This is a genomic window from uncultured Roseobacter sp. (assembly GCF_947501835.1).
Lineage (GTDB): Bacteria > Pseudomonadota > Alphaproteobacteria > Rhodobacterales > Rhodobacteraceae > Roseobacter.
Map to the genome: position 1 here is coordinate 400,108 of NZ_CANMXR010000002.1, position 11,781 is coordinate 411,888.

The following is an 11,781-nucleotide window of genomic DNA, read 5'->3' on the forward strand; positions in this document are numbered from 1 at the left end:
TGATCACAGGTGGTGGACCGGCTTCAGAGCCTGCCGTCGGCGATGCGGATTTGGCGTGCCCGGGTCAGGATGGCGTCCTCAACCGCGCGCACGGTCGCCGCACTTGCCGGGCCGTTTCTTGTTTGTAGCGAAACGTTTAGCGAGCGTGCATCGAGCGCCGGATCGTTGATCAGCACGGTTGCGCGATAAGCACGGCCACCGCCGGGAGGGGTGCCAAAGCCGGTGATGATGACGCCGGTGAAGGGATCAACCGACTGCACCGGCAAAAAGTCCAGAACCTCCAGAGAAGCGGACCAGATGTATTTGTTCACGCTGACAACCGTCTCGGTGTTCTGACGACGAAAGGCATCCCAGATGGTTGTCTCGCCGACCGCATCGCCCCGATCAATGGCGCGGGCATCGACCGCGCCAGAGACGTTGCCTTGCTGGTTGGTTGTTGATGCGCCCTGACCGCAACCGATCAAAAGCGCGAGCGCGCAACCTGCCATGATTTGGCGTATGCTCAAGGGTATTCTCATTATGTGCCCGACCTGCGTAAAGCCTAAGTTATACTTGCTATATTCTATCTGGTCCGAAATGGACAAGTCGGTATTACCTGAGGTGTCCAGTATTTGCCAAGCAGCTCTGGTAACGGGGTGCGCAAATGGAGTGTGGCATTGCTGCACCATCTTTAACTACTCTGATTAACGCGGGCCTCAACTTCTTGCAAAAGGACCCGGTTACGAGCGAAAAGCACCTCGGGTTCAGTCGAGATTCTCTCTTTGAACGTTACTAGAAACCGAGGATAAGATAATGAAAAAGATTCTCATCGCGACAACAGCACTGGTGGCCACAACCACAGTAGCCGTTGCTGAGGTAAACATCTCCGGTCTGGGCCGCTTCGGTCTTGACTACCAAGAAGACCGCACAAGCGACGCAGGCGACGAAAACGAAACAGTTCTCGACAGCCGGATGCGTCTCAACATTGACGCGGAAACAGAAACAGACAGCGGCATCGAATTCGGCGCACGTCTGCGGATCCAGTCGGACAACGACGAATCCGATGGTTCCAGCAATGTTGCATCCTTCAACGGTCCGCGCTTCCACATCGAAAGCGGCGGTCTGCGTGTTGAAGTTGGTAACATCTCCGGTGTTTCCGACGCGGCTTCCACGATCAACACCTACGGCTTCGAGCCAGGCCTGACATTCAACACAGGTCACTACAGCACATGGGGCGCCAACGTTGCTGGCCTGTTCCCTGCGTACGCAACTGGTGCTGAAGGCGCGAACGGCGTTTCTGCGAAGTACGAAATGGGTGACTTCGTCGTCATGGCGAGCTATACCGACGACTACGACGAAAACACTGCCGTCACAACTGACGACGAGTCCTTCGCCGAAACATTCGAACTTGGTGCAGCTTACACCTTCTCCGCTTGGACGCTGGGCGCCGTTTACGGTATGTCCGAGCAGACAACTGTTGGTGTGGCAGAAGAAATCGACTTCTGGGCTCTGTCCGCGTCGGGCGCGGTTGGCATTGCTGACCTGGTCTTCTTCGTTGGTGACACAGATGCAGCTGGCGACGACGTAGCATACGGTATCTCCGCAGCGATCCCAGTTGGCGCAGCCACAGTGATCGAAGCATCCGTTGCTGGCGGCGGTGCCGACGCACTTGACACAGCCTATGGCCTTGGTTTCGACCACAGCCTCGGTGGCGGTGTTAAACTGCAAGGTATGGTTGGCCGTGACACAGGCGGCAACACCATTGCTGACCTTGGTGTGCTCTTCAACTTCTAAGTTGAACGCTACAACCTGAATTTGGGGCAGGCCTTTTGGTCTGCCCCTTTTCTTTTGCGCTGGGCTGTTATCTTGTGACCCCAAGCACAGAGCGGAGTTGAAGATGGGACTGCAGGAGATTGCCGACCGGGTGGCCAAGGCTGAAAGCGCTGCCGGTCGTCCCGCCCAATCGGTCAAGCTCATTGCGGTGTCCAAAGTTCAGCCCAATGAACGTGTCGAAGCTGTCCTCGCACAGGGACACCGGTGCTTTGGCGAAAACCGCGTACAGGAAGCGGCAGGAAAATGGCCTGCGTTTCGAGAAAAGTTTGATGGGATCGATCTGCATCTGATCGGGCCCCTGCAGACGAACAAGGCGCGACTGTCATTTGACCTGTTTCAAAGCATCCATTCTCTTGATCGACCCAAGCTGGCAAAAACCTTCGCGCGACTGGCGCAGGAGGTGGGGCATTGCCCGGATCTGTTCATCCAAGTGAACACGGGTGAAGAACCCCAAAAGGCAGGCATCTTACCTGCGGATTCGGATGTATTCATCCAGGACTGTATTGCCATGGATTTGCCGATCACCGGGCTCATGTCCATCCCGCCTGCGGAAGAGGAGGCCTCCCTTCACTTCGCCCTTCTGGCCAAGATTGCCGCCCGCAATGGTCTTGCCGGGCTCAGCATGGGCATGAGCGGCGATTTTGAGAAGGCGATTGCGCTCGGTGCGACCCATATCCGTGTGGGCTCCGCCATTTTCGGCGAACGGGTGGCAACCTGAACCACCCCGTTACCATAGACCTACGCCGTGACGATCAAACGCGTTCCATAGGTGATGCGACCGGCTATCTTGTGCAAATGCGTGCGAGATAGAGCCACGCACCCTTCCGTCGGATAGCCCGGTCTGCGGAACTGATGGATGAAGATCGCTGAACCACGCCCCTTTACGGCATAGGGCCAGTTCCAATCCGTCAGGATCACAAGATCATAAAGCGGGTCCGCCCGGCGCAGTTTTTCGTGACTGGCAGAATAAGGTGCGCGGACCATCATATTGTAATCCACATCCTTCGCATCGTCAGACCACAGATCGCGTGGCCCGATGGGCAGCGCCCAATCCGTCGGGCGCGCAATCCGGTCGGGACGATAGAGCATGCCAACAAGCCGGTGCACGCCAACCGGGGTGCCGCCGTCGCCTTCGCGCTTTTGCGCTGTACACCCCGATTTGCCGATGGTGCAGGGGTAGGTCTGTCCCTGAAACCGCAACCCCATAGGTGTCAGAACCAGATCGTCAGCGGTCACAACAGGTGACCCGACTTCGCGACTTTGGTGGCCAGATAAGCATGGTTGTGCCGGTTGCCGCCCACCTGAAGTGGGACACGCTCGGTCACGTCAATGCCGCTGGCCTGCATCATCTCGACCTTCTTGGGGTTATTTGTCAAAAGCCGAACGGCGGAAAACCCCAAGGAGGCCAGAATGTCGGACCCGAGGCGAAAATCCCGCTCGTCGTCTTCAAAACCCAATCGATGGTTGGCCTCAACCGTGTCAAAACCCTGGTCCTGCAGCGAGTAGGCACGCATCTTGTTGGCAAGGCCGATCCCGCGCCCTTCCTGATTCATATAGAGCAGGATGCCGTGCCCTTCCTGTCCCATCTGGGCGAGGGCTGCGCGCAACTGCGGGCCACAATCGCATTTTAGCGACCCCATCAGATCACCGGTAAAACAGGCGGAATGCAGCCGGGTCAGCACCGGCGCGGACCGATCAGGCCTGCCGATCTCGATGGCGTAATGCTCTTCGCCGCCGTCTTCGGGCCGAAAAATATGCAGTCGCCCGGCTTCCGATACCTCCAACGGCAAGCGCGCGCTGACGACCTCATGCAAAGGGCTGCGCCCGGACAGATGCGGCAGCGCCTCCTCCAGAGACAAGGACGTCAGACCATGCTCCCGCGCAAAATCGGCACCGGCGGCAATCTGCAACACCAGACATGCGGGCAGCAGCCGCGCGGATTTTGCCAATTGCAGCGCCGCGCGATGGCCCTCGACACCTCCCCCGCGTGCGCAGATGAGCGGCCCTTTCATCGGTGCCATCAGATCGCCTGCCGGATCCGCGATCCCATGCGCCCAGGCCAGCGTGGCGTCCGCGGGCAGAACAACACGCGCGAGGTCGCCGTCATAGGCCCGGGCCTTGAGCGTTTCCGCCCGCCGCGCGGTAATGGCCAAAACAGCATCACCGGGCAGCTCCATCAGCGATGACAACCGCTCCCGATCCAGTGTCTCGACCGCCGCGATGATCACCGGAGAAGGCCCATCAAGCACCACTGGTACGCCCATCCGCAGGTCCGCCCGGGCCCGTGCAAGCTGTTCTGTGATGTCCGGTCTGATGTTCATGATGTTACAGTGCCTGCATAATCTGCGCTTGATCTAGGCCAATTCCGCCGGAATTGAAACATTTGCCGGGTCCTGTAACACGAGCGCGTGAGAGATTTTGTCGCGCGCTTGCCAGATTGTGCGCGAAACCACATCTCTAGGTCACCAAAGGGAGAAAGCTGATGGCACAACTGAAAAAGATACTCTTGGTCGACGATGACGATGATCTGCGCGATGCGCTGAGCGAGCAGTTGATCATGACCGAGGACTTCGATGTCTTTGAGGCAGCTAATGGCGCGGATGCCATGGTGCGCGCCAAGGAGGCGCTTTACGATCTGGTGATCCTGGATGTGGGTCTGCCGGATACGGACGGGCGCGAATTGTGCCGTTTGATGCGCAAACAGGGGGTCAAGAGCCCGATCCTGATGCTGACGGGGCATGACAGCGACGCGGATACGATCCTCGGTCTGGATGCCGGTGCCAATGACTATGTCAGCAAACCTTTCAAATTTCCGGTGTTGCTTGCGCGGATTCGTGCGCAGTTGCGCCAGCATGAGCAATCCGAGGACGCCGTTTTCCAACTGGGTCATTACACGTTCAAACCCTCGATGAAGATGTTGGTGACGGAGGACGACAAGAAAGTCCGTCTGACCGAAAAAGAGACTAACATCCTGAAATTCCTATATAGATCAACCGATGGTGTGGTGGCCCGAGATGTGCTGCTGCACGAAGTCTGGGGATACAACGCTGGCGTGACCACCCATACATTGGAGACCCATATCTACCGGCTGCGTCAAAAAATCGAACCAGATCCGTCAAATGCACGCCTTCTTGTGACCGAATCAGGCGGATATCGTCTGATGGCGTAAAGCGTTGGGTTTTTATTAACCAATTAGCGCCTATATTGAATTTATCAGCGAGAATTCAGGCTCGCTGGCGATGAGATCCCGCGCATGCCCGGGTAATGGCATGTACCTCCCTGTTGGACTTGGCCGGGCTTCGTGCCCGGTCTTTTTTTGTCCAAAGCTCCGATACCCTCTGCAAACGGCGCGCGGCGATGGAATCGCGTGGCGCATGGATTCTGCCTGCGCTAGGGTGCCACGACACGAAACACGGAGCCCGCCTCATGACATTCTCCCTTGCGACCTGGAACATCAATTCGGTCCGATTGCGCGAAGCGCTGGTCCTGAAATTGCTGGCGGAGGAGGGGCCTGACGTGCTGTGCCTGCAGGAATGCAAAAGCCCGGTGGACAAGATGCCGCTGGAGGCATTTGCCGCCGTTGGCTACGGCCATGTCGTGGCACGCGGGCAGAAGGGCTACAACGGGGTCGCAATCCTGTCGAAGATTCCGATGCAGGAAGCCGGGTCTCATGATTTCGCCTCCCTGGGTCATGCGCGCCACATTGCCGGAGAGCTTGAGAATGGCGTGACCGTCCATAATTTCTATGTTCCCGCAGGTGGGGATGTTGCCGATCGTGCGGTCAACGAGAAGTTTGGCCAAAAGCTGGATTACCTGACGGAGATGCGTGACTGGTTCCGGGATAATCGCCCCGAAAAATCCATTCTGGTTGGCGATTTGAACATTGCCCCGCGCGAAGACGATGTCTGGGACCACAAGAAGCTGCTGAAGGTCGTCAGCCACACGCCGATTGAGGTCGAACATCTGGCCAACACCCAGGATGCTGGCGGATGGGTGGATATCACCCGCCGAGACATCCCGGATGGGCGGCTTTACAGCTGGTGGTCCTACCGTGCGAAAGACTGGGACGGGGCCGACAAGGGCCGCCGCCTCGATCACGTCTGGGCCAGCCCCGATATCGCGCAGGCTGCACATTCAAGCCGCATCCTGCGGTCGGCGCGCGGATGGGAGAAGCCCAGCGACCACGCGCCTGTTTTTGCCAGTTTTGACCTTTGAAAAGCCGGGCAGCCTCCCATATAACTTCTGACGCGAGCGTAAGGACGACAAGATGATGGACCTGAACCTGGGTGCCGCTCCGGCGGCCGACGATCTGATCAAAGACGTGACCGAAGCGAGTTTCATGGCGGATGTGGTTGAGGCCTCTCAGACCACACCGGTGATTGTTGATTTCTGGGCGCCCTGGTGTGGCCCTTGCAAAACGCTGGGTCCGCAGTTGGAAGAGGCCGTTCGCGCCGCCAAGGGCGCGGTGAAGATGGCCAAGGTCAACGTGGACGAGGCCCAGATGATCGCGGGACAGTTGCAAATTCAGTCGATTCCGACGGTCTATGCCTTCCACAAAGGTCAGCCGATTGACGGCTTTCAGGGCGCGGTGCCGCAATCCGAGATCAAGGCCTTTGTTGATCGTGTGGTGAAAGCCGCAGGTGGTGACGCGCCGGGGGAAGCCCTGGGCGAGGCCGTTGCCGCGGCTGAGGAGATGTTGGCCGAAGGTGCAGCGACAGATGCCGCGCAAACCTTTGCGGCCATTCTGGGTGAAGATCCAAACCATGCGGCAGCTTACGGCGGCATGGTGCGCGCGCATATTGCCCTAGGCGAGTTGGATCAGGCCGAGGCGATCCTGAACGGTGCGCCCGCAGAAATCTCTGCCTCGCCCGAGCTTGAAGCCGCGCACGCGCAGCTTGAACTGGCCCGCCAGGCCGAAGGTGCGGGGCCGGTTGATGACCTGCGCAAAGCGGTCGAGGCCAACCCGGATGACCTGCAGGCGCGCTTTGATCTGGCCCAGGCCATGCACGCGAATGGCGACGTCGAAGGCGCGGTCGACGCACTATTGGAGCTGTTCCGAAGGGACCGCGACTGGAATGAAGGTGCTGCCAAAACGCAGCTTTTCACCATATTCGAGGCGCTGAAGCCGAACGATCCGATTATGTTAAACGGCCGTCGCAAATTGAGCTCAATGATATTTGCCTGAGCCGCACTGCGGGCTAGGTGGTCTTTTATGATAAAAGCCGCAGAGCTCCCTGACACGATTGCAATATTTCCATTGCCTGGCGCTTTGCTGTTGCCGCGCGCACGGCTGCCGCTGCATATTTTCGAGCCGCGCTATCTGCAAATGCTTGAAGATGCGCTCAAAACATCGACGCGGCTGATCGGCATGTTGCAGCCCAATGAGGTACCGGGGCGCGGCGGGAATGGTCTGCAATCCATCGGGTGCGCGGGCCGGATCACACAGTTTTCAGAGACCGAAGACGGGCGCTATCTGATCACTCTGGGTGGTGTTTCACGGTTTCGGGTTGTGCAGGAAGTGCAGGGGTTTACGCCCTACCGGCGCTGCGATGTGAAATGGGATGGGTTTGACCGTGACCTGGGGCCCGAAGAGAAAGACACCGCATTTGTACGCAGCGGTTTCATGGAGCTCTTGGAGCGATATTTCGATGCGCGACAACTCTCAGCTGATTGGGACACGTTGAAAGAGGCAGACGATGAACTGCTGATCAATTCCCTGTCGATGATGCTCGACTTCGATCCTGAAGATAAGCAGGCGCTGTTGGAGGCGCCATCGCTGACCACGCGGCGCGAGACGCTGGTGACCTTGATCGAATACCAGCTCAGAGGTGGCAGCGAGAGCGAGATGATCCAATGAGCGAAACAGCCGTCAGCTTTGACCGGCGGATGCTGGAGGCCCTGATTTGTCCGCGCAGTCACACAACGCTGAAGTATGACGCGGAAAAGCAGGAGCTGATTTCGCAGTCGTCAAATCTTGCCTATCCGATCCGCAATGGCATTCCGATCTTGTTAGTCGATGAGGCCAGGACGCTGGATTAGAGCTTTTCGCCTTTGAGCAATCGCGGCAGATACCCGGTCAGGCCAGCGGCCTCCCGGATGAAGCTTCGGCGCAGCGCCGGAAACCTTCCAACCAGCCCCATGCCAAGATCGCGCACGCCGCGCAGCATCGCATTGTCGTTTGAAAACAATCTGTTGAAGGCATCTGTCGCGATGGCAAGCGTCGTGTTATCGAACCGTCGCCACTGCTGGTAACGGGACAGGACCGGGGCGGATCCGATGTCTTCGCCACGCCGCGCGGCATCTGCAATCACATCCGCAAGCGCGGCGACATCGCGGATGCCTGCATTCAGGCCCTGACCCGCAATCGGGTGCACACCATGGGCCGCGTCGCCCACCAGTGCCACGCGTTTGGCTACCAGGGCATTCGCCAGTGACAGGGACAGCGGATAGGTAAAACGCGCACCGGCCAAGGAAATCTCACCGAGAAAACTGCCAAACCTCGGACGTAGCACGTCAAGGTAGTCAGCATCGGACATATCATTGATATGACTGGCGTTCTCAGTGGTTTCGCTCCAGACGATGGAGGATCGGTTGCCCTTGAGCGGCAGGATGGCCAGGGGACCAGGCGGCATGAAAAACTGATGCGCGACGCCGTGGTGCGGCAATTCGTGGTTCAGGGCACAGACCAGCGCCGTTTGGCCATACCCCCATCCGGTGCGCGAAATCCCGGCGCGCTGCGCTGTTCCGGAGCTGCGCCCGTCGCACCCCACCAGCAATTTGGCGCGCACGGATTTTCCCGATGCCAGATGCGCCGTGACACCGGTGGCATCGACCTCCTGGCCCGTGACCTGATCTTCGCTGATCTGGCGAATGGCTTTGACCTTCTTCACCGCGTTCAGCAGGGCGGGACGGAGGTGGCGGTCTTCGACCATGTAGCCCATGGGCCCCTCTTCGATCTCCGCATGATCGAAGTGCATGAAGAATGGCGAGGGACCTTCGCCCGCCCGACCGTCGCTGACCTTGATGTCCAGCATCGGTTGGGCCTCGTCCTCGAGGGCGTCCCAGACATCCAGGGCACGGATCAATCGGGCGGAGGTCAGCGCAAGGGCGTAGGAGCGACCGTCAAAGCCATCATTCTTGCGAACCTTGATCGGCAGCGCGTCAACGAGTGTCACGGTCTGACCCGCGCTTGCGAGCGCCAAAGCGAGCGCCGGACCATTCAGGCCGCCCCCCACGATTACAATGTCACAATCAAATGCCATGTGCCTCAATAGGACCGTGGGCGGGGGATTGTCCATGCGCGCTTGCGTCGCTACCCTCCGCGCAAAATATCGGGGGTAGATGACATGCAGAACTGGTTGCAGATGACAGCCGCTGATCTTGGACGCGGCATTGCCGCAGGGGATATTGATCCGGTGGCGCTCACGCAGACCTATCTGGACGCCATCGAGGGCCACGCGTTGAAAGACCGGATTTACGCCCGGCTGACCAAAGATCGCGCCCTGGCCGAGGCTGCTGCAGCGGCGGAACGTGCCGCGACAGGCCAACGTTTGTCGCCCTTGGATGGCGTTCCGATCAGTTGGAAAGACTTATTCGATACGGCCGGGGTGGGCACAGAAGCCGGGTCCAAACTGCTGAAGGATCGCGTGCCAGACCATGATGCCCGCGTCTTGCAGAATGCCACGGCTGCGGGTCTTGTGTGTTTGGGTAAAACCCACATGAGCGAGTTGGCGTTTTCCGGGCTGGGCTACAACCCAAGCACCGATACGCCGCCCTGCGTCAATGATGCGGGCGCTGTGCCCGGTGGGTCGTCGTCCGGGGCGGCGGCCTCGGTCGCCTTCGGGCTGGCGGCGGCTGGTATCGGCTCTGACACGGGCGGATCCGTGCGCATTCCCTCCGCTTGGAACGATCTGGTGGGTCTGAAAACAACCGCGGGTCGGCTGAGCCTGGAAGGTGTCGTGCCGCTGGCGCTGAAATTCGACACGGTTGGGCCGCTCTGCCGCTCGATTGAGGACGCCAATCTGCTCACTGCGGTGATGGAAGGTCGCAAGCCCTTCGATCTGGCCGGGGCATCGCTTGCGGGCAGACGCCTGGCGGTCCTGGACACGATTGCGACGCAAGAGGTGCGTGACACGCCCATGGCCGCATTTGAAGGTGCTGTCGCACGGTTGCAGGATGCGGGTGCCCGGATCGATCACATCGAGATCCCCGAGGTCGAAACGGCCCTCGCGCAAAGCACTTGTGTTTATACATCAGAAGCTTACGGCCTTTGGCGTGATGTCATCGAAGCCAATCCGGAGGCGATGTACAGCGAAATTCTGCAGCGGTTCCAGCTTGGGAAAAATCACTCCGGCCCGGATTATGTGGCGGCCTGGGCAACGCTTGATGCGGCGCGGATGGCCTATGACCGCGCAACTGCTGGCTATGACGCCGTGATCTTGCCGACCGCCCCCATCATGCCGCCGAACCTGGAGCGGCTGAATTCGGATCATGATTATTACATCACCGAAAACCTGATGGCGCTGCGCAACACCCGGATCGGCAATCTGATGGGTCTTTGCGCGCTGAGCCTGCCCACCGGTGTCCCGAGCTGTGGCTTGATGATGATGGCGGCACCCGATTGCGAAGGGGCGCTGTTGCGGCTTGGGGCGGCCGCTGAGCAGGCATTGTCCTAAAAGCCACAAATCACGACAAAGCTGCGCGTTTTTCTGGACGCAGCCGCCCGCCTTGGGTAGTTTGAGGCAAACGGGACGTAATGATCCCGATCTGAGGCAGTTTTGATGGTGTACCCCGAGCGGTTTTCGAACCTTCCGGCACATGCGTGGCCGCGTTTGCGCGCTCTTTTGGACGTGTCCGAAGGGGGTGGCCCCACCATTCACATGACCATTGGCGAGCCCAAACATGAATTTCCGGCCTGGGTGACCGATATTATCGCGCAGAATGCCGTCGGGTTTAACAGCTATCCGCCCAACGATGGGTCCGAGGAATTGCGGCAGGCCATCGCGGGGTTTGTGAACCGCCGTTACGGCGTGCCGGTTGATGCGCAGACGCAGGTGATGGCGCTGAATGGCACGCGCGAAGGGCTCTATAACGCCGTCATGGCGCTTTGTCCTGAAACAAAGAACGGTGCGCGCCCGGCGATTTTGATGCCCAACCCGTTCTATCAGGTCTATATGATTGCGGCCCTGTCCGCTGCTGCCGATCCGATCATGGTGCCGGCAACGGTCGAAAACGGCCATTTGCCGAATTTCGCGGATCTGCCCGAAGAGGTGTTGAACCGCACCACGGCGGCCTATGTCTGCTCACCTGCCAATCCACAGGGGGCAGTGGCAAGCCGCGACTATTGGCGCGGGCTGATCACCCTTGCGGAGAAATACGATTTCAAGGTCTTTGCGGATGAGTGTTATTCGGAGATTTACCGCGACACGCCGCCAGTAGGCGCGCTGCAGGTGGCACAGGAAATGGGCGCGGACCTCAACCGCGTCGTGATCTTTCATTCCTTGTCCAAACGCTCCAACCTGCCGGGACTTAGGTCCGGATTCGTGGCCAGCGGGGCGGAGAACATTCGCGAGATCAAACAGTTGCGCAACTATGCAGGCGCGCCCTTGCCGCTCCCCTTGCAGGCAGCAGCCGCCGCGGTCTGGAACGACGAAGAGCATGTCGTGGAAAATCGGCGCCTTTACGTGGAGAAATACGACATTGCTGACCGGATGTTGGGCAATGTGCCGGGATACGCCAGCCCCGAGGCCGGGTTCTTTTTGTGGTTACCGGTCAAGAATGACGAGGCCGCTGCGGTGAAGCTGTGGCGTGAAACCGGTGTGCGTGTTTTGCCCGGCGGGTATTTGGCGCAAGACTGGAACGGGGTGAACCCGGGCCAGGGATATATTCGGGCCGCGATGGTGGCCCCAAAAGCGGAAACGGCGCGTGGGATCGAACTGATCCGCGCGTGCCTTTTTTCGCAATAATTAA

At 59.2% G+C, this 11,781-nt stretch carries 13 protein-coding genes; 9 read left to right on the forward strand and 4 right to left on the reverse strand.

What is annotated here, in order from left to right; translation table 11 throughout:
• Positions 1-23: 23 nt before the first annotated feature.
• A complete protein-coding gene (locus tag Q1A20_RS05865; RefSeq protein ID WP_298968531.1) occupies positions 24-506 on the reverse strand; it encodes a DUF3576 domain-containing protein in 483 nt (160 codons plus the stop codon).
• A gap of 286 nt (positions 507-792) precedes the next feature.
• On the opposite strand from Q1A20_RS05865, the gene Q1A20_RS05870 reads away from it, so the two are divergent.
• A complete protein-coding gene (locus tag Q1A20_RS05870; protein ID WP_298968529.1) occupies positions 793-1,773 on the forward strand; it encodes a porin in 981 nt (326 codons plus the stop codon).
• A gap of 103 nt (positions 1,774-1,876) precedes the next feature.
• Complete coding sequence (locus tag Q1A20_RS05875; protein ID WP_299916311.1) at positions 1,877-2,530, forward strand: YggS family pyridoxal phosphate-dependent enzyme; 654 nt, start codon at positions 1,877-1,879, stop codon at positions 2,528-2,530.
• A 20-nt stretch (positions 2,531-2,550) separates the two neighbouring features.
• On the opposite strand, the gene Q1A20_RS05880 is transcribed toward Q1A20_RS05875, so the two are convergent.
• Both Q1A20_RS05880 and ribA read right to left on the reverse strand, forming a co-directional pair.
• Positions 2,551-3,048, reverse strand: a complete 498-nt coding sequence (locus Q1A20_RS05880; RefSeq protein WP_299916313.1) for a L,D-transpeptidase family protein — start codon at positions 3,046-3,048, stop codon at positions 2,551-2,553.
• A complete protein-coding gene (ribA, locus tag Q1A20_RS05885; protein WP_299401015.1) occupies positions 3,045-4,133 on the reverse strand; it encodes a GTP cyclohydrolase II in 1,089 nt (362 codons plus the stop codon). The genes Q1A20_RS05880 and ribA overlap by 4 nt, the downstream gene beginning before the upstream one ends.
• Positions 4,134-4,294: 161 nt before the next feature.
• Between ribA and Q1A20_RS05890 the strand changes: the two genes are divergently transcribed.
• From Q1A20_RS05890 to Q1A20_RS05910, 5 genes are all read left to right on the forward strand, one after another.
• The gene (locus Q1A20_RS05890) at positions 4,295-4,981 is read left to right on the forward strand and encodes a response regulator transcription factor (RefSeq protein WP_298968522.1); all 687 of its coding nucleotides are present in this window, start codon (positions 4,295-4,297) and stop codon (positions 4,979-4,981) included.
• Between the two features lie 257 nt (positions 4,982-5,238).
• On the forward strand, positions 5,239-6,027 hold the full coding sequence (locus Q1A20_RS05895; protein ID WP_298968520.1) for an exodeoxyribonuclease III: 789 nt from the start codon (positions 5,239-5,241) through the stop codon (positions 6,025-6,027).
• A gap of 52 nt (positions 6,028-6,079) precedes the next feature.
• Positions 6,080-6,997 carry a thioredoxin gene (trxA, locus tag Q1A20_RS05900; RefSeq protein ID WP_299401010.1) on the forward strand — a complete coding sequence of 306 codons (918 nt, stop codon included), beginning with the start codon at positions 6,080-6,082 and terminating at the stop codon, positions 6,995-6,997.
• Positions 6,998-7,024: 27 nt separating this feature from the next.
• The gene (locus Q1A20_RS05905) at positions 7,025-7,669 is read left to right on the forward strand and encodes an LON peptidase substrate-binding domain-containing protein (protein WP_298968516.1); all 645 of its coding nucleotides are present in this window, start codon (positions 7,025-7,027) and stop codon (positions 7,667-7,669) included.
• The gene (locus Q1A20_RS05910; RefSeq protein ID WP_299401004.1) at positions 7,666-7,851 is read left to right on the forward strand and encodes a Trm112 family protein; all 186 of its coding nucleotides are present in this window, start codon (positions 7,666-7,668) and stop codon (positions 7,849-7,851) included. Before Q1A20_RS05905 ends, Q1A20_RS05910 begins: the two co-directional genes overlap by 4 nt.
• Here Q1A20_RS05910 and Q1A20_RS05915 read toward each other — a convergent pair.
• Positions 7,848-9,074 carry a UbiH/UbiF/VisC/COQ6 family ubiquinone biosynthesis hydroxylase gene (locus Q1A20_RS05915; protein WP_299401002.1) on the reverse strand — a complete coding sequence of 409 codons (1,227 nt, stop codon included), beginning with the start codon at positions 9,072-9,074 and terminating at the stop codon, positions 7,848-7,850. The genes Q1A20_RS05910 and Q1A20_RS05915 overlap by 4 nt on opposite strands.
• Before the next feature lie 84 nt (positions 9,075-9,158).
• Between Q1A20_RS05915 and Q1A20_RS05920 the strand changes: the two genes are divergently transcribed.
• Positions 9,159-10,487, forward strand: coding sequence for an amidase (locus Q1A20_RS05920; RefSeq protein ID WP_299400999.1), 1,329 nt, complete (start codon positions 9,159-9,161; stop codon positions 10,485-10,487).
• 105 nt (positions 10,488-10,592) lie between these two features.
• On the forward strand, positions 10,593-11,777 hold the full coding sequence (locus Q1A20_RS05925; RefSeq protein ID WP_299400996.1) for an aminotransferase class I/II-fold pyridoxal phosphate-dependent enzyme: 1,185 nt from the start codon (positions 10,593-10,595) through the stop codon (positions 11,775-11,777).
• The last annotated feature ends 4 nt before the right edge of the window (positions 11,778-11,781 follow it).

Bases quoted from the DNA above. Each gene is read 5' to 3' on its own strand.
- Q1A20_RS05925 (WP_299400996.1), top strand. From the start codon at position 10,593: ATGGTGTACCCCGAGCGGTTTTCGAACCTTCCGGCACATGCGTGGCCG.
- Q1A20_RS05875 (WP_299916311.1), top strand. From the start codon at position 1,877: ATGGGACTGCAGGAGATTGCCGACCGGGTGGCCAAGGCTGAAAGCGCT.
- trxA (WP_299401010.1), top strand. From the start codon at position 6,080: ATGATGGACCTGAACCTGGGTGCCGCTCCGGCGGCCGACGATCTGATC.
- Q1A20_RS05910 (WP_299401004.1), top strand. From the start codon at position 7,666: ATGAGCGAAACAGCCGTCAGCTTTGACCGGCGGATGCTGGAGGCCCTG.
- Q1A20_RS05890 (WP_298968522.1), top strand. From the start codon at position 4,295: ATGGCACAACTGAAAAAGATACTCTTGGTCGACGATGACGATGATCTG.
- Q1A20_RS05895 (WP_298968520.1), top strand. From the start codon at position 5,239: ATGACATTCTCCCTTGCGACCTGGAACATCAATTCGGTCCGATTGCGC.
- Q1A20_RS05870 (WP_298968529.1), top strand. From the start codon at position 793: ATGAAAAAGATTCTCATCGCGACAACAGCACTGGTGGCCACAACCACA.
- ribA (WP_299401015.1), bottom strand. From the start codon at position 4,133: ATGAACATCAGACCGGACATCACAGAACAGCTTGCACGGGCCCGGGCG.
- Q1A20_RS05915 (WP_299401002.1), bottom strand. From the start codon at position 9,074: ATGGCATTTGATTGTGACATTGTAATCGTGGGGGGCGGCCTGAATGGT.
- Q1A20_RS05905 (WP_298968516.1), top strand. From the start codon at position 7,025: ATGATAAAAGCCGCAGAGCTCCCTGACACGATTGCAATATTTCCATTG.
- Q1A20_RS05920 (WP_299400999.1), top strand. From the start codon at position 9,159: ATGCAGAACTGGTTGCAGATGACAGCCGCTGATCTTGGACGCGGCATT.